This is a genomic window from Novosphingobium sp. BL-S-32, from assembly GCF_056857055.1.
Window position 1 is genome coordinate 514755 of record NZ_CM166477.1, and the last position, 16159, is coordinate 530913.

The window sequence follows — 16159 nt, forward strand, 5'->3', positions numbered from 1 at the left end:
AAGCGGCAACAGGCAAGTGCCTCTCTCCCCGGCACTATCGGACCAACGCGAAGCCTACGCGCAGGCGCGTGATCGACTTGTTGTAATCGAGCAGGTTCTCGCCATAGCCCGCGAAAGCCTGTGCGAAGAGGTAGAAGTCCGGCCCGCCGCCCAGCAACCGGGGTAGAGGGTAGGAGACCTCGGTATTGATCGCCCCCTTGCCGGACCCGAAATTGAAGCGCGTGTTCGTCGCGATCCGCAGTCCGTCCGGATCGCCGATTTGCAGGAACAGCCCGGTATGGCCGCGATAACGGATGATGTCGGGATTGTCGGACGTGTCGCCCAGATAGAAGGCGAGCTTCGGTGCCACCAGCAGCCGCCAGTCGCCGCCCAGCGGGATGGCGGCCATGGGGGCCACGTAGAAGGTATTCACGCTGCGCGAATCCTCGCCGTCGCGGCCGTTGGATTCGTGCCGAAGCCCGCCCTGCAACGCCAGCGACATGCCATTGTCCAGCACCTTGGCGGGGGAGACGTAGATGAGTTCAGGCTGGTAATCGATATTGTGGAACGGCATCGATTGCGCGCGCAAATCCCAGAACATGCGCTGGGTGTACGTGAAGTGAAGCCCGCCGCGCCACGAGGTGGGCAGGTCCTTGCGCTCGTGCGAGCCGAACAGGTGGTAATCGAAACTGATCTGAAGGCGCGCCTCGGTATCGGTGCCGGGGCCGAAAACCGCGTAGATCGGCTCGTAAGGGCCAAGGTTGTCGATGAAGGCGTTTCCGTAACTGCGATCGGCGGGCGCTGCGGGTGTCGGAGCAGGCGGAAGGGAGGCGGTATGCGGGGAGGGTGGCGGCGATGCCTCAGCCATTCTGACGTCGGCAGGGCTGTGCAAGGCGACTTCGGCCGTCCGCCACTGCGGGATCGATAGCAGGGCGCCATCGGCAAAGGTGCCTGCCGCCAGCCGATAGCGCGCTTTCGCGAAGCCGCCGGGGGGAAGGCTCAGCGATGCCGGGGTGCCGGGTGCGCGTTCCAGCCAGACAGTATTCTGCCGCCCGGCGCTTTCGATATTCGCGGCGACCCGGTCGGGAAGTGCCACGGTGACCGGAGCAGCGCCGGGATTGAGGAAGCGCAGTTCGACAGGCACCGTGCCGTCGGCCTCGGCCTCCGACACGCTGCCGATCAGCGTTTCCACGGGCTCCTCGGCATGGGCCGAGAGCGGCATCAACAGGACCGCGCCGGGAAGGCACCTGGCAAGTATCCGGCGCGCGGCAAGACGATCGGTCATTGGCAATCCCCTGTCGCGCCATTTCATACGGGCAGGAGGATATCGGCCGCCGCGACCAAACACAAACGCCTTGAAGTTATGGATGTTTGCGCTTTCGGCAACGTGTGCCCGGCGCGCGACTGGGCGCGCCGGGCGGGCGTCGGGTCAGGCGATGGTGGGGACGATACCACCTTCGACGCGAATGGCCGCGCCATTGGTGATCGCGCCGAGCGGGCTGGCCAGCAGCGCCACTTGCGCAGCGATCTCGTCGGCTTCGATCAGGCGGCGGATCAGCGAGAGCGGGCGCATCTTGGTGAAGAATTCGGCCTCGCGCTCGGCCTCGGGCGCGTCCTTGTTATCGACCACCGAGCGGATGAACTCGACGATCCCTTCCGAGCGCGTGGGTCCGGGCATGACCGAGTTGACGGTGACGCCGGTCCCGCGCGTCTGCTCGGCGAGGCCGCGCGCGATGGCGAGCTGGGCGGTCTTGGTCATGCCGTAGTGGATCATCTCGCCCGGGATCACGAGCGCGCTTTCGCTGGCGATGAAGATCACCCGGCCCCAGTTCTTGGCGAGCATCTTGGGGAAGTAGTGACGGGCAAGGCGTGCGCCGCTGACGACATTGACTTCGAAGAAGTGGTGCCAGTCGGCATCGGTAATCTCGGTGAAGGGCTTGGCCTCGTAAATGCCGAGATTGTTGACGAGGATGTCGACCTCGGGCGCGGCGGCGATCAGTGCTTCGGCACCTTCTGCGGTAGCCGGATCGGCCAGCACCGAGCGGACCTTGCCGCCATTCGCGCTGCTTGCGGCGACTTGCGCGGCGGCGGCGTCCAGCTTCTGCTGGTTACGGCCCGAGATGACGACATCGACGCCTTCGGCGGCCAGTCGCTCGGCAATGGCAAGGCCGATCCCGGCGGTGGAACCGGTGACGAGAGCGCTCTTTCCGGCGAGTTTCAGATCCATGCGAAATTTCCTTTGGGGGGAGAGGGGTTAGGAAACTCGAAGATAGGCGGGCCGGCGTTTATTGATTAGATAGAGACTTGGCATCTCAGAATTGCATTGGATTCACGGATCGATGGACAACCGCTTCGGGGAAATGCAGATCTTCCTTGCGGTATCGCAGAGCGGCAGCCTTGCCGGAGCGGCCAGAGCGCTGCGGCTGACGCCCTCTGCGGTCAGCCGCGCGCTTGCCCGGCTGGAAGCGCGGCTCGGCGTGCAGCTTATCGCCCGCACCACGCGCGCGCTGTCGCTGACGGCAGAGGGAGAGATCTACCGTGCCCGCGTCGCCGGGCTCATTGCCGAAGTGGACGAGGTGGAGCGGGGGTTCGGCGGTGAGTCGGACGTGCCGCGCGGGCCCTTGCGGGTGAACAGTTCGGTGCCGTTCGGCACCCAGTGTCTGCTGCCGATCCTTCCCCGGTTCCTCATGCGGCATCCCGCCGTGCGCGTGAATCTGGCCCTCGCCGACGAACTCGTGGACCTTGTGGAAGCGCGCGCGGACATCGCCATCCGCATTGGTCCGCTGCGCGATACCGGGCTCAAGGCCAAGAAGCTGGGGCGCAGCGGGATGGCGCTCGTGGCGAGCCCGGCGTACCTTTCCGAGCGCGGCACGCCCGCGCATCCGCGCGATCTCGCCCGTCATACCTGCCTGCAATTCAGCTTTCGCCGGGCGATGGACACCTGGCCGTTCCGAATCGACGGCGCGCTGGTCCAGCGTCCGGTCGAGGGGGCTTTTCTCGGCAACTCGGGCGAAGTCGTGCGGCTGATGGCGGTGGCGGGCGGCGGCATCGCCCGGCTCGGCCGCTTCCATGTCGCCGCCGATCTTGCCGCCGGGCGACTGGTGGAGGTTCTTGAAGACTACAACCCCGGCGATCACGAGGATATCCATGCGCTCTATGTCGGCCATCAACGGCTGGCTTCGCGCATCCGGGCCTTCCTCGATTTTCTGGAAGCGGATTTGCGCCTGCCCTGACTGTTCGGAAATATCGAACGTTTGGCGCAGGATTATCGTGGTTTTCCGAAGATCGGAAAAGGCGCATTCACGCTCTCACACCGCCGGTCCGCGGCTTTTCCGAAGCGACCGGCAATCCTTGCAGGAGCAGCGGCGTGACCCGGATGATCGAAACCTTGAACCAGCGCGCGCAGCCCTTCGCCAACATGGCGCAGCCTGTCATCGTCGCGATCGGCACCGCCGGACTGACCGGCGGCACTATGGCAGCGATCGGGCTGATCGCGGATCGCGCCCTGCGCCGCCACAGGGCCTCCTGACCTATCCGCGCCAGCGTGTGAGCGGCACGACCAGCGGTACATCGTCCAGCATGCGGCTGTAACCGGTCACACCGTAGACGGTCCGCAGGGTTTCCTCGGTCAGGACTTCGGCAGGCGGCCCGTCAGCGACCAGCCGGCCGTTATCGATTACCAAGAGCCGGTCGCAGTGCCGCGCGGCGAGATTGAGGTCGTGCAGCACGGCTAGCACCATCGCCCCGCCCTGCGCTTCGCGCACCAGCATTTCCATCACGTCGATCTGATGGCCGGGGTCCAGCGAGGCCAGCGGCTCGTCCACCACCAGCGCCTTGGCCCCTACCGCCAGCGCGCGGGCGAGCAGTGCCCGGGCCCGCTCGCCGCCCGAAAGTTCGGTGGCGACCCGTTCGGCCAGATGGGTAACGTCCGCGCGGGCCATGGCCTCTTCGATGGCGGCCTGATCCTCCTGCGCGATGCGCGAGATCGGCCCCAGATGCGGCAGGCGGCCCAGCGCGACCAGCCGCTCCACCGTCAGCGGCCAGTGGAGCGTCTGCCCCTGCGGCAGGTAGGCCACGCGGCGGGCACGGTCGCGGGCGGGCAATTGTGCAAGATCCTGGCCGTCCAGCGTGACCGTGCCCTCATGCGGGTCGATCAGGCCCACCAGCGCGCGAACCAGCGTGGACTTGCCCGCGCCATTGGGGCCGATCACGCCGATCAGCGTGCCGGGCTCGAAACGGGCGCTGATCCCGTGCAGTACATCCCGCCGGCCCAGCCGGACGGAGAGGTTCTCGGTCGAAATCGTCACCACAGGCGGCGCTCCCGGAGCAGGTGGAAGAGGAAGACGGGAACGCCCAGGAAAGCGGTCACCACGCCCAGCTTGAGTTCGGCATCGGTGGGGATCAGGCGGACGAGGATGTCCGCGCCGGTCAGCAGCACTGCGCCGCCCAGCAGCGACGGGACCAGCAGTGCGGACGGGCTGCGGTCCGTCAGCGGGCGGATCAGGTGCGGCACGATCAGCCCGACGAAGCCGATGGCGCCCGAGACGGCAACCGCGCCGCCGACGCCGATCGCCACGCCCAGCATCAGCCGGCGGCGCGTGCGGCGCAAGTCGACGCCGAGCGACCGGGCGCCGTCCTCACCCAGCGAGAGCGCGTCGAGCGCGCGCGGATCGATCAGCAGCAGCGTGGCCCCGACAACGATGCAGGGCAGTGCGATCCAGACATGCTGCATCGCCCGGTTCTCGATCGAACCCAGCAGCCAGGACATGATCTCCATCGCCGCGAAAGGATTGGGCGAGAGGTTGAGCGCAAGGCTGATCCCCGCGCCCGCCAGTGTCGAGACGGCAATGCCGGCAAGGATCAGGCTGAGCGGGCTTTCCGAGCGTCCGGCGAGAGCGAAGAGCAGGGCAATGGCAAGCAGTCCGGACAGGATGGCCATCAGCGGCAATAGTGCCGGGTGCCATTCGGAAAGGCCGAAATAGAGCGCGATCACCGCGCCCAGCGCCGAGGCATTGGAGGCGCCGAGTACCGATGGCTCGGCCAGCGGATTGCGCAGGTAGCCTTGAAGCACGGCGCCGGACAGGCCCAGCATCGCGCCGACCATGAGCCCGATCAGCGTGCGCGGCAGGCGCAGTTGGAGAAGGATCGCCCGGGCGACCGGATCGTCATGCCCGGCCAGCGCGCCCACGATCCGCCCGAGGCCGAGCGAGACCGGGCCAAGGCTCATCGAGCCGAGGGCGACGAACGCCACGGCGAGGCCCAGCAGCGGGATCAGGGCACGGTGGCGCGCCCGCTGGATTGAGGGTGATGATGTACTGAGAGATTGCACGAATACCTCGCATCGGATCGGCGCCCCGCCACGCTTGTGTCCCGGGTACGTGTTGGTAAGGAGCCATGGCATGGCTCTCGGAAAAATCCACCTTCGCCTGCGGCTTGCCGCGTGCATGATGATTGCGGCCTTGCCCGGAGCCGGTGTGAGTGCGGGGGCCGAGCGTACCGCCGTGCGGCCCCATCGGATCGTCTCGCTCAACCTTTGCGCGGACCAGTTGCTGGTCGCGCTGGCCGATCGCGACCAGATCGCCGGGCTGACGCGCTATGCCACCGATGCGCAGATGTCGGCGGTGGCCAGTCAGGCGAAGGGACTGCCGGTGTTCGGCGGTTCGGCCGAGGAAGTGATCGCGGCCGATCCAGATCTCGTGGTGGGCATGCCCGCGCGGCGCAATCCCTCGATCACGGTGCTGAAGGGACGGCACTATCCCGCGCTCGACCTTAAGGCGGCGCGTGACTACGACGAAATCCTCGGCTCGATCCGCGATGTCGCCCGTGCGGTCGGCCATCCCGAGCGCGGAGAGGCGCTGATCGCGCGGATGAACGCCGATCTTGCCGGGCTGCCGCGCATGCCGGGCCACAAGGTCGCGGCCTATTACCAGCGGAGCGGATACCTCACCGGAACCGGCACGCTGGTCGATGACCTGATGACGCGCGTCGGCCTGGTCAATCTTGCTGGAAAGCTGGGCAAGCCGGTGCTCTCGCAGGTGAGCCTTGAGGAAATGGCCATGGCGCGGCCGGACTTCATCGTGGTGGACAGCGCCACGCAGACCGTGACCGACAAGGGCACCGAGATGATGCACCACCCCATTCTCGCGAACATCCCGCGCGTGGCCATTCCGCAGGCCTGGACAGTCTGCGGCGGCCCGGCCTACGTCAAGGCCGCGCGCTTGCTGGCAGCGCAAGTGAACAAGCCCCGGCTCAACGCTCACTGACGTGGCTGCTCCTGTCGAGGCGAGCCTGCCAGCCGCGTCGTTCCAGTTCGGGGATGACATCCGGTTCGAGAGGATGGCCCAAGCAGAGCAGCGCGATGAAGCGCCAACTCGCCGGAACGTCGAGCAGGTCGGTAACGAAGCCGGGCTCGACGATCGACACCCAGCCCAGCCCTAGCCCACGTGCCCGGGCGGCAAGCCATAGCGTGTGGATCGCAAGAACCACCGAATAGGCACGAGTTTCCGGCATGGTCGCGGCGCCAAGGCCGAAGCCCGTCGTCGTCGCGTCATCGCAGAATACCGCAATCACTTCGGGTGCCTCGCGGATGCCGTGAAGCTTCAGCGCGGCATATTTCGACCGGCGTTCAGCATCGGGCATGGCGGCAGCGGCCGCTGCCTTTTCGGTATCGGCATGGCCCGCGAGCGTCTCGCGCAAGGCGGCCGAGCGAACCCGCACAAAGCGCCAGGGCTGCGAATTGCCGACCGAGGGCGCAAGCTGCGCCACCGCTAGCAGTTCGGCCACGCGCTCCTCGCCAATCGGCTCCTTGCGGAAATGACGCACATCGCGCCGCCACGCCAGCAGTTCGGCCAGTTCGCTTGTGAATTCCGGGCTGAAGTCAGGGGCGGGCGGAGACGGCATCGTCAGAATTCGATGCCGGCCTGCGCCTTCACGCCGGAGCGGAACGGATGCTTCACCAGCGTCATCTCCGTCGCTAGGTCCGCCGCCTCGACCAGCGCCTCGGGCGCATTGCGGCCGGTGACGACGACGTGCTTCATCTCCCCGCGCGATGTCAGCACTTCCAGCACTTCGTCGAGCGGCAGGTAGTCGTAGCGTAGCACGATGTTGAGTTCGTCGGCGAGCACCATGTCATAGGCGGGATCGGCGATCATGCGCTTCACCTCGTTCCACGCCTCGCGCGAAAGTTCGATGTCGCGGGCGCGGTCCTGCGTGTTCCAGGTGAAGCCTTCGCCCATCGGCTTGAATTCGACATTGTCCGGGAAGGCATCGAAGACGACCTTTTCGCCGGTGGTCATCGCGCCTTTCACGAACTGGACGACGCCCACTTTCTTGCCGTGACCGATCATGCGCACCACCATGCCGAGCGCGGCGGTGGTCTTGCCCTTGCCCTTGCCGGTGTGGACGATCAGCAGGCCCTTTTCGACCGTCTTTCCGGCCATGATCTTGTCATGCGCGGCCTGCTTCTTCTTCATTTTCTCGGCGTGCTGTTCGTCGGTACGCTGCACCATGGTCATGCTCCTGAGAGGGCCGCGAGCGTCAGGCCCGCGCTGTTCGATCGGGGTTTCCAGAGGCCGCGCTCCAGCGCTTCGGCAAGGCGGGCGGCGGTTTCGCGCAAGGCGGCGGGGTTGGCCTCGGCCATGAAATCACGCACCGCCTCGTCCTCGATGAAGGCGGCGTGGACGGCGTCGAAGTGGTGGTCCTTCACCGCGTGGGTGGTGGCGGCGAAGGCGAAGAGGTAATCGACCGAGGCGGCGATTTCGAACGCGCCCTTGTAGCCGTGGCGCATGACGCCGGCGATCCACTTGGGATTGGTGACGCGCCCGCGTACGATGCGGCCGATCTCGTCCTCCAGTGTGCGGACGACCGGGCGTTCCGGGCGGCTGTGGTCGTTGTGATAGCTGATCGGCGCGCGGCCTTTCAGATGCTCGACAGCGGCGGCGATGCCGCCTTCGAACTGGTAGTAATCGTCGCTGTCGAGCAGGTCATGCTCGCGGTTGTCCTGGTTCTGGACCACGGCATCGACCGAGGCGAGGCGGGCGGCGAAAAGGCCGCGCTCGGCATCGCCTTCCACCCCGCCGCCATAAGCGTAGCTGCCCCAGTCGAGATAGACATCGGCGAGATCGCCACGCTCTTGCCAGATCTTCTCGTCGATCATCGCCTGAAGCCCGGCGCCGTAGGCACCCGGTTTCGATCCGAACACGCGCGCACCGGTGCGGCGGGTGGCCTGCGTTTCGGCCTCGCCATCTTCGACCAATTTGGCGGTTTCGGCGCGGTGGCGTTCGGCGGCGGGGTTGTCGCCCAGCGGTTCGTCGAGCGCCATGACGGCGCGCGCGGCGCTGTCGATCAGGTCGATCTGCTCGGGAAAGGCGTCGCGGAAGAAGCCGGAGACGCGCAAGGTTACGTCCACGCGCGGGCGTCCGAGTTCGGCCACGGTCATCACCTCGAAGCCGACCACGCGGCCCGAAGTCCAGTCCCAGCGCGGGCGTACGCCCATCAGCGCGAGGGCCTGGGCGATATCGTCGCCGCCCGTGCGCATGTTGGCGGTGCCCCATGCGGAGAGGGCCATGGCCTGCGGGTATTCGCCCTCGCGCTGGAGGTAGTCCTCTACAAGCAGATCGGCGGACTTGCGGCCGAGTTCCCAGGCGACGGCAGTGGGCACGGCGCGGGTGTCGACCGAGTAGAAGTTGCGGCCAGTGGGGAGCACGTCCGGCCGCCCGCGCGTGGGCGCGCCGGAGGGGCCGGGCAGCACGAAACGGCCATCGAGGCCGGCCAGCAAGGCTTCGGCCTCACGTGGGCCGCACAGATCGATGCGGGGGGCTAGGTCGGTGCGGATGGCATCGAGGACGGCCAGCGTCCTGTCCCCCGCTCCGCTCATCCTGAGCTTGTCGAAGGATGCTGGCGCTGCGATGTGGTCCTTCGACAAGCTCAGGATGAGCGGAGCTTGGATAGTTTCGCTGACCCATTCCGCTGCCAGCAGTTCGAGCCGTTCGACGGTGTCGCCATGCGTGCGCCATGGCTCTTCGGATACCGTCCCGAGCGCTTCCGGCCGGGCGCCATTCCAATGGTCTCCCATCCTGCAGTCGAGCGGGTCGAAGTCCAGACCGAAGTCCTCCGCCATCGCCCGCAGGAGTGAGGCTTGTCCGGCATGGTCATACCCACGCGGGGTGCGTGCCAGCGCCACCAGAAGGTCGCGCCGCAAGCGGCCCTCGGGCGACTGGGTGAAGACATGCAGACCATCGCGGATCTGCAATTCCTTCAGTTCGCACAAGTAGTTGTCGATGGCCGAAAGCGCGTCGTCATCGTCGCCGCTGGCCCCGGCATCGCGGTCGAGGCCGTGGCTGCGCGCGAGATCGAGAATGTCCCGACGCAGCCGGTCGAGACGGCGCGGGTCCATTCCGGCGGCGAGGTAATATTCGTCCACCAGCGCCTCAAGCTGCTTGAGCGGACCGTAAGTCTCGGCGCGGGTCAGCGGCGGGGTGAGGTGATCTACGACCACTGCGCCGATGCGGCGCTTGGCTTGCGTGCCTTCGCCGGGATCATTGACGATGAAGGGATAGAGTTGCGGCAGCGGCCCGGCGCATATTTCCGGGAAGCACTCGCGCGAGAGCGAGATGGCCTTGCCGGGCAACCACTCCAGATTGCCGTGCTTGCCGACATGGACCACCGCCTGCGCGCCGAATTCCTGCGCCAGCCAAACGTGGAAGGCGAGGTAGGCGTGCGGCGGCGGCAGGGCCGGATCGTGATAGCTGGCTTTGGGATCGATGTTGTAGCCGCGCGCGGGCTGCACGGCGACGGCGAGATTGCCGAAGCGGTGCACCGGCAGGCGGAACGCGCCATCCCGCACGAAGGGATCGGCCGAAGGCTCTCCCCAGCGTTCGGACATGGCCTTGCGCGCGCTTTCGGGCACCGCTGCGAAAGCGGCTTCGTAGGCCGAAAGCGGCAGCGAGACTTCGCCGGGACGGTCCAGCGATGTCAGGTCGTTGGTCACGCCGCCGGTCATCACGCGCATCAGCGCGGCGCCGTTCTTGGGCGCGTCGCCGGTGTCATAGCCCGTCTCGGCCAGAGCGGCGATGATCGCAGCGGTGCTGGCGGGGGTATCGAGGCCGACGCCGTTGCCGATCCGCCCGTCGCGGTTGGGATAGTTCGCCAGGACCAGCGCGACGCGGCGCTTGGCAGCCGCCGTGCGGCGCAGGCCCGCCCAGTTCGCGGCAAGATCGGCGACGAACGCCACTCGGTCCGGCGCCACGCGCGGGACGACGATGCCGCATTGGGTCACTTCGTCAAATCGCTCCGCTGCCTTGAAAGCGACCGCGCGGGTGAAAACGCGCCCGTCCACCTCCGGCAGCGCGACGTTCATGGCGAGATCGCGCGGGCCCAGACCGCGCGCGGAGCCCTGCCATTCGCTTTCCTCCACGCCCGCGAAGGCGACTTGCAGGATCGGGCAGTCCGCCTTTTCGAGAATGCCCGGCTTGCGATCGTCGCCTGCCGAGGACGAGGCGAAGCTGGTGGCATTGACGATCACATCGGGCGCGATCTCGCCTAGCAATCCGCTCAGCCAGTCCACCGCGAAAGGCTCTCGCAGGGCGCGAACGTGAACGGCAGCGACGTTGAAGCCGCGCTCCCGCAGCGCCGCGATCATGGCGTCCACGGCATCGAGCGTGCCCGCGATCATCAGCGCGCGGTAGAACACCAGCAGCGCGAGCGGGCGGCCTTGGGCCCAGCCTGCCTGCACGTCGGCAAGCCCAGCGCGCTCGGTGCCCGCAAGGTAGAGCCCGGCGTCGGCTACCGGCACCGGATCATCCGGCTCGCCCGCGTCATGGTCGATGGTCCGGGCGGCGGTGCGCAGGAACGAGAGGGCATTGGCCATGCCGCCCTGCCGCAGATAATCGCGCATCCGCTCGCGCAATTCGGCGGGCAGGGTGGAGGCGCGGTCGAGCGCCGGGTCTGCCTCGCGCCCATCGGCAATGGCGGCGAAGGCAATGCCGTTCTCGCGCGCGACGCGGGCGATCTCGTCGATGCCGTAGCCCCAGTAGCTCTTTCCGCCGAGAAGGATCACGCAGACGAACCTGGCCTTGGCGATCACCTTTTCGACATAGAGGTCGATCGAATAGGGGTGGCGCAGTTGCAGCAGATTGGCAAGGCGAATGCTGGGAGAACCCTCCAGCATTCGCGCCGCCGCGCCCGCGAAGCAGGCGAGTTCGCTGTCCGCCACGGTGAGGATCACCATGTCGCCGGGAGACTGGTCGAGGTCGATCGCCTCCTCGCCGCCCGAGATCGTCCCCGGCGTGGCGGACAGAAGGTGCATCAGGCGTTCCCCCCGCAACTGCGACAGAACTCTGACTCGTCATTGCGAGCGTAGCGAAGCAATCCAGTGCGGCTCTGCGCGACTCTGGATTGCTTCACCCGCTTCGCGGGTCCGTAATGACGAGGGTAGGGGGGGGCGGCGAAGGTGGGCATGAGGGAGAACCTCAAGCCGCTACCGTGCCGAGAACATGCGCAAGCCCAGCCTCGATGGCGGCGCGGTCCAGCCCCTTCTGGCCGATGATGACAAGCTGGGTGCGGCGCACGTCCTGCGGCAGCCACGCACGGTCGTAGAAGTGCTGGATGCGCGGGCCCACGGCCTGCACCACAAGGCGGCTCGGCTTGCCCGAAACCGCGACCATGCCCTTCACGCGCAGCACGTCGTGCTCTGCGATCAGGTCCTTCAGACGGGCGAGAAGAGCGTCGAGATCGACCACATCGCTGCCGGAAACGACGAAGCTGTCGAAGTCGTCATGGTCGTGATCCTCGTCCAGCCCATCGATGTGCGAGGGACGGGAATCGAGATCGTCCTCGGCAGCGGCGGTGATGCCCAGCAGCGCGGCGATGTCGACCGCGCCGTGATCGGCACGCACGATCTTCACGCCGGGGCGCGTCTCGGCCAGCACCAGCGTCTCGACATGGGCGAGGGCATCGGCGTCGACGAGGTCGGTCTTGTTGAGCACGACCATGTCGGCGCAGCCCAGCTGTTCCTCGAACAGTTCTTCCAGCGGGCTTTCGTGGTCCAGCATCGGGTCGGCCGCGCGTGCTGCCGCCAGCGCCGCCTCGTCGGTGGCGAAGCGGCCGGCCGCGACGGCATCGGCGTCGATCAGCGCGACCACGCCGTCAACCGTGGCGCGGGTGCGGATGTCGGGCCACTGGAAGGCCTTTACCAGCGGCTTGGGCAGGGCAAGGCCGCTGGTCTCGATGATGATGTGATCGGGCTTGTTCTCGCGGTCGAGCAGCTTCTGCATCGTCGGCAGGAAATCGTCGGCGACGGTGCAGCAGATGCAGCCATTGGCCAGTTCGACGATGTCGTCTTCCGGGCAGGCCTCGTCATTGCAGCCCTTCACCAGTTCGCCGTCCACGCCGACATCGCCGAACTCGTTGATGATCAGCGCAAGGCGGCGGCCCTTGGCGTTCTGCAGCAGGTGGCGGATCAGCGTGGTCTTGCCGGCGCCCAGAAAGCCGGTGATGACGGTGGTGGGAATTTTGCTCATGTATCGTCTCCCGCGCGCCGGTAACTCGGAAGCGGCGGGGCGGGCCGTCTCTTGCGGACGACGCGGACACACGGGCGTCGGGCAGGCGCGCGAGCGCCCGACGTGGCATGCCGCTGCGGCCCCGGCCGCATGCATCACGTCGCTCAGACGGAGAGTTACCGTGCCTTGGCCAATCCCTGGACCCGGGCAAGAGCGACATCGACCCCGGCAGGTCTCCTGGCTTGCGGGTCACGGCACGATGCACCGCCTTCCCAGGCCTCGCATGACTTAGCGTCCGGCCCAGTGGCTGCGGGCAGAGGCTTTGCCCCGCCGCGAATGTGCATCGCGCTCGCCGCTTACAGTTGCAGGGACAGCCCCGGATTGGAGTGGCAGGCCACTCGTACCGTGTTCCCATTTTAAGCCCCTTGCGGGGCACCGGCGCGATAATAGTGTTCACCGTCGCCCCGGTCGGGGGCTGCGGCGGACAGACAGGCTCCTAGCCGTCGCCGTGTCCGCCCGCAAGTGTCGGGCCCCGGGCAAGCGCCGGGATCGCACGCGCAGGCCGATCCAAAACGCGATGACGATGAGCAACGCATCAGGCTCGCGGTACAGATCCCCTCGATTTTGCATCTAATGCGATTGACTCGCAAGTTGGGACTCTGTTAGCAGCTCCAGAAATGCGAATGGTTCGCAATAACGCGGCCAAGGCGCACTTTCGGAGCCGTCATGAACACGCGCGCGGGCAAGGTCCGTAAAGGCATCGGCAAAGGCAATCTCGCGGCAAGACTGCTGGCGGCGGTTCCGGCCAATTATGCGCTGTCTTCGCTGGCGGCGGCCTGCGTTGCCCGCGCGTTGGCGCATGGTCTTGCGGTCTCCGCGCCCGAAGCGAGCATGGCGGCCACGCTGCTGTCGTTCGCGATCTTCGCGGTGCTGGCGCTGGCGGCGTTCGGCATGCGTTTGGTGGCGCGGCTGTGGTTGTGGATGCTCGTTTCGGGCGCGGTCATGGCCGGTTACCTCTGGTTTTCTTTGACAACGGGGGGCCGCCTGTGAAGGAGAGCCTGCGGCAATCGATGGCGCTCGTGCACACCTGGACGGGGCTGGTGCTGGGCTGGCTGCTGTTTGCGATGTTCGCCACGGGTACTTCGGCCTATTTCCAGGACGAGATCACCCGCTGGATGCAGCCCGAAGTGACCGGCACGGCCGATCCAGTGGCATCGGCGCAAGGCGCGGTCCGCTTCCTCCAGCGCACCGCGCCAGACGCGAGCTTCTGGTTTCTCACGCTTCCCAACGGGCGCAGTGCCACCACGCAGGCCTTCTGGTACCCAGGCACCGGCACCAGTGGCCAGACCGAGGCCGTACTCGATGAAAGCGGCCGGGAAGTGACTGTGCGCCAGACCAACGGCGGCTACTTCCTCTATCGCTTCCATTTCGACCTGCATTACCTGCCGGTCCTCTGGGCCCGCTATCTAGTGGGCATCGCGGCGATGTTCATGCTGGTGGCGATCCTCTCGGGCGTGATCACGCACAAGAAGATCTTCGTCGACTTCTTCATGCTGCGCTTCGGCAAGGGGCAGCGATCGTGGCTGGACGCGCACAACGTGACCGCCGTGCTGGCGTTGCCGTTCCACCTGATGATTACCTTTACCGGGCTGGTGACGCTGGCGGCGATGTACATGCCGTGGGGCATTTTGGCGAACTACGCCTCGCCCGACACATTCCAGTCCGCGGTTTTCGGCGACCCACCCGCAGCCGAACGCAGCGGCAGGAACGTGCCCCTTGCCGACCTTGCGCCGCTGATGCGCAAGGCATCGGCGCAGTGGGGCGGGCGTGAGGTTGGCGTGGTGCGGATCAACAATCCGGGCGATGCGACCGCGACGATCGCGCTGACGCGCGGGCCGGGCGAGGCGATGGGTTCACGCGGCGAAGTCATGGTCTTCGATGGCCCCAGCGGCCGCCAGACCGGCGGCAGCCTGCCGCAGGGCGCCGCGCTCAAGACCGAGAGCGTGATGATCGGCCTCCATTCGGGACGCTTCGCGCAGATTGCGCTGCGCTGGCTCTATTTCCTGAGCGGCCTTGCCGGAACCGCGATGGTCGGCACCGGGCTTGTGCTCTGGACCGTCAAGCGCCGCCAGCGCCTGCCCGATCCGGAGCGCCCGCATTTCGGCTTCCGCCTCGTGGAAAAACTCAACATTGCGACGATTGCCGGGCTGGGCTGCGCCATTCCCTCTTACTTCCTCGCCAACCGCCTGTTGCCCACGGGGATGGCGGCGCGCGCGGACTGGGAGATCCACACGATGTTCCTCGTCTGGCTGGGCGTGCTGATCTGGGCGCTGGTGCGCCCGGCTGCGCGGGCATGGCTTGAGGCGCTCAGACTGGCGGCGCTGCTTTTCTCGGCGGTACCGCTGGTCAACGCCTTCACCACCAGCCGGGGGCTGCCTGTCAGTCTGATGAGGGGGGACTGGCTGTTCGTGGCTTTCGATATGGTCATGCTGTCGCTTGCGGCTGCCTTCGCGCTGGCGGCTACGAGGCTTGCGGCACGCCAACGCAAGGCGTCGTCCGGCCGGGCGGTGGGCAGGGAAAAGGCAGTGCGGGCATGACCCACGTTCTGGGCATCCTGCTCGCGCTGGCCGGTTTCTGGGCGCTGGCAGTGTCCATGCCGCGCCACCAGCGCGACCTTTCCGGGCGAACGCTCGCGAAGAGCCACGCCTTTACCGCCCGGTGGGCCGGATGGACCCTGCTGGCGGCGGCGCTTGCCGTTGACATGGCTGGGTTTGGCGGCGGCTATGGCCTCGTTGCCTGGTGGGCGCATCTGACAGTGGGTGCGTGGCTGACGGTGGCGCTGCTCCACCTGCCGAAACGCTAAGTCAGCCGGGCATGTGTACCCGCGCGTAGTCGTCGTCAGTCGCGCGGCCGAGCATCTCGCGATAAGGCGCGAAGTGCGGCATCTCGGGCGTTACCAGCCCCAGCGCCACCTCCTCACCCTCGACCAGCTTGCGCAGGGCGAGCGGCGCGGCGGCGGGAACGAGCTGCGAGCCCTTGCCCACTTCCAGCGTGGTGAGAATGCCGAACAGCCCACCATCGATGGTCGGGCGCGAGAGGATGGCAAGGCGATATTGCCCCTGCTCGTTGGTCACGAGGTAGATATGGCCGGAAAGGTTGGGCATCGAGACTTGCCCCGCCTGCTCGAAACGCGCGTCTGACCGGCCGGATTCGGCGAAAGCGAGGCAGGCCTTGGCGCTGTCCCACCGGATTGTCGTCAGATAGGCGAACAGGCTGCCCGGCGTGCCGAAGCTGGGGCGCAAGGTGAGGTAGCGGCCTTCCAGCCAGGCCACGGCCGAGCGGGCATAGGCCCCCAATGCTTCGGGGGCGACATCTCCGGCGCTAGGCAGTGGTGCAGGCGTGCCCGCGACAGCGCCGGGGCGCAAGTTCACGCCCAGCGCTTCCTCGATCCGCAGCAGCGTCGCCAGCGTGAAAGGGCGCTTGCCGGCCAGTGCCTTTTCCAGCGTCGAGAGGCTGATCCGCGCCATGTCGGCCAGCGCCTGGCGCGACATGCGCCGCCGCGCGATCTCCTCGCGGACGAGGCGCGCGGCCTCTGCGCTTTCGGGAGCGATCGGGGCGGAATCCGGCAAGTCGGTCTGGGGTATCGTCATGTCCACCTATTTCCGCACAAATGCGCACATTCC

The 16159-nt window shown here is 67.0% G+C and carries 15 protein-coding genes and 1 riboswitch; of the genes, 6 read left to right on the forward strand and 9 right to left on the reverse strand.

Going from position 1 to position 16159, the window contains the following annotated elements:
* Positions 1-34: 34 nt before the first annotated feature.
* On the reverse strand, positions 35-1264 hold the full coding sequence (locus tag AC1VVK_RS19025; RefSeq protein WP_482906342.1) for a phospholipase A: 1230 nt from the start codon (positions 1262-1264) through the stop codon (positions 35-37).
* Between the two features lie 144 nt (positions 1265-1408).
* On the reverse strand, positions 1409-2206 hold the full coding sequence (locus tag AC1VVK_RS19030; protein ID WP_482906343.1) for an SDR family NAD(P)-dependent oxidoreductase: 798 nt from the start codon (positions 2204-2206) through the stop codon (positions 1409-1411).
* A gap of 112 nt (positions 2207-2318) precedes the next feature.
* Here AC1VVK_RS19030 and AC1VVK_RS19035 point away from each other — a divergent pair, with 112 nt between their 5' ends.
* Both AC1VVK_RS19035 and AC1VVK_RS19040 read left to right on the forward strand, forming a co-directional pair.
* On the forward strand, positions 2319-3212 hold the full coding sequence (locus tag AC1VVK_RS19035; RefSeq protein ID WP_482906344.1) for a LysR family transcriptional regulator: 894 nt from the start codon (positions 2319-2321) through the stop codon (positions 3210-3212).
* Positions 3213-3346: 134 nt separating this feature from the next.
* Entirely contained in the window at positions 3347-3508 is a 162-nt protein-coding gene (locus AC1VVK_RS19040; protein WP_165912309.1) for a hypothetical protein, read from the forward strand.
* Position 3509: 1 nt separating this feature from the next.
* Here the strand turns inward: AC1VVK_RS19040 and AC1VVK_RS19045 are convergent, their stop codons facing one another.
* Positions 3510-4289: an ABC transporter ATP-binding protein gene (locus AC1VVK_RS19045; RefSeq protein WP_482906345.1), complete on the reverse strand. Its 780-nt coding sequence runs from the start codon at positions 4287-4289 to the stop codon at positions 3510-3512.
* On the reverse strand, positions 4283-5206 hold the full coding sequence (locus AC1VVK_RS19050) for a FecCD family ABC transporter permease (protein WP_482906741.1): 924 nt from the start codon (positions 5204-5206) through the stop codon (positions 4283-4285). The genes AC1VVK_RS19045 and AC1VVK_RS19050 overlap by 7 nt, the downstream gene beginning before the upstream one ends.
* Positions 5207-5378: 172 nt before the next feature.
* Between AC1VVK_RS19050 and AC1VVK_RS19055 the strand changes: the two genes are divergently transcribed.
* The gene (locus AC1VVK_RS19055; RefSeq protein WP_482906346.1) at positions 5379-6242 is read left to right on the forward strand and encodes an ABC transporter substrate-binding protein; all 864 of its coding nucleotides are present in this window, start codon (positions 5379-5381) and stop codon (positions 6240-6242) included.
* Here the strand turns inward: AC1VVK_RS19055 and bluB are convergent.
* The 4 genes from bluB to cobW form a co-directional block, all read right to left on the reverse strand.
* Positions 6229-6879 (reverse strand): 5,6-dimethylbenzimidazole synthase, encoded by a 651-nt coding sequence (gene bluB, locus AC1VVK_RS19060; RefSeq protein WP_482906347.1) that lies wholly within the window; start codon positions 6877-6879, stop codon positions 6229-6231. The two genes, AC1VVK_RS19055 and bluB, sit on opposite strands and share 14 nt — an antisense overlap.
* A gap of 2 nt (positions 6880-6881) precedes the next feature.
* The gene (gene cobO, locus AC1VVK_RS19065; protein ID WP_132391334.1) at positions 6882-7487 is read right to left on the reverse strand and encodes a cob(I)yrinic acid a,c-diamide adenosyltransferase; all 606 of its coding nucleotides are present in this window, start codon (positions 7485-7487) and stop codon (positions 6882-6884) included.
* 2 nt (positions 7488-7489) lie between these two features.
* The gene (cobN, locus tag AC1VVK_RS19070) at positions 7490-11284 is read right to left on the reverse strand and encodes a cobaltochelatase subunit CobN (protein ID WP_482906348.1); all 3795 of its coding nucleotides are present in this window, start codon (positions 11282-11284) and stop codon (positions 7490-7492) included.
* 163 nt (positions 11285-11447) lie between these two features.
* Positions 11448-12497, reverse strand: coding sequence for a cobalamin biosynthesis protein CobW (cobW, locus tag AC1VVK_RS19075; RefSeq protein WP_482906349.1), 1050 nt, complete (start codon positions 12495-12497; stop codon positions 11448-11450).
* Positions 12498-12686: 189 nt separating this feature from the next.
* A riboswitch (cobalamin riboswitch) is annotated at positions 12687-12930 on the reverse strand.
* Between the two features lie 272 nt (positions 12931-13202).
* On the opposite strand from cobW, the gene AC1VVK_RS19080 reads away from it, so the two are divergent.
* Genes AC1VVK_RS19080 through AC1VVK_RS19090 form a run of 3 tightly spaced genes read left to right on the forward strand, consistent with a single transcriptional unit; the run spans position 13203 to position 15339 of the window.
* Entirely contained in the window at positions 13203-13526 is a 324-nt protein-coding gene (locus AC1VVK_RS19080; protein WP_482906350.1) for a hypothetical protein, read from the forward strand.
* Positions 13523-15073 carry a PepSY-associated TM helix domain-containing protein gene (locus AC1VVK_RS19085; protein ID WP_482906351.1) on the forward strand — a complete coding sequence of 517 codons (1551 nt, stop codon included), beginning with the start codon at positions 13523-13525 and terminating at the stop codon, positions 15071-15073. The genes AC1VVK_RS19080 and AC1VVK_RS19085 overlap by 4 nt, the downstream gene beginning before the upstream one ends.
* Positions 15070-15339, forward strand: coding sequence for a DUF3325 domain-containing protein (locus tag AC1VVK_RS19090; RefSeq protein WP_482906352.1), 270 nt, complete (start codon positions 15070-15072; stop codon positions 15337-15339). The genes AC1VVK_RS19085 and AC1VVK_RS19090 overlap by 4 nt, the downstream gene beginning before the upstream one ends.
* A 1-nt stretch (position 15340) precedes the next feature.
* Here the strand turns inward: AC1VVK_RS19090 and AC1VVK_RS19095 are convergent, their stop codons facing one another.
* Positions 15341-16126 carry a helix-turn-helix domain-containing protein gene (locus tag AC1VVK_RS19095; protein WP_482906353.1) on the reverse strand — a complete coding sequence of 262 codons (786 nt, stop codon included), beginning with the start codon at positions 16124-16126 and terminating at the stop codon, positions 15341-15343.
* Positions 16127-16159: the final 33 nt, after the last annotated feature.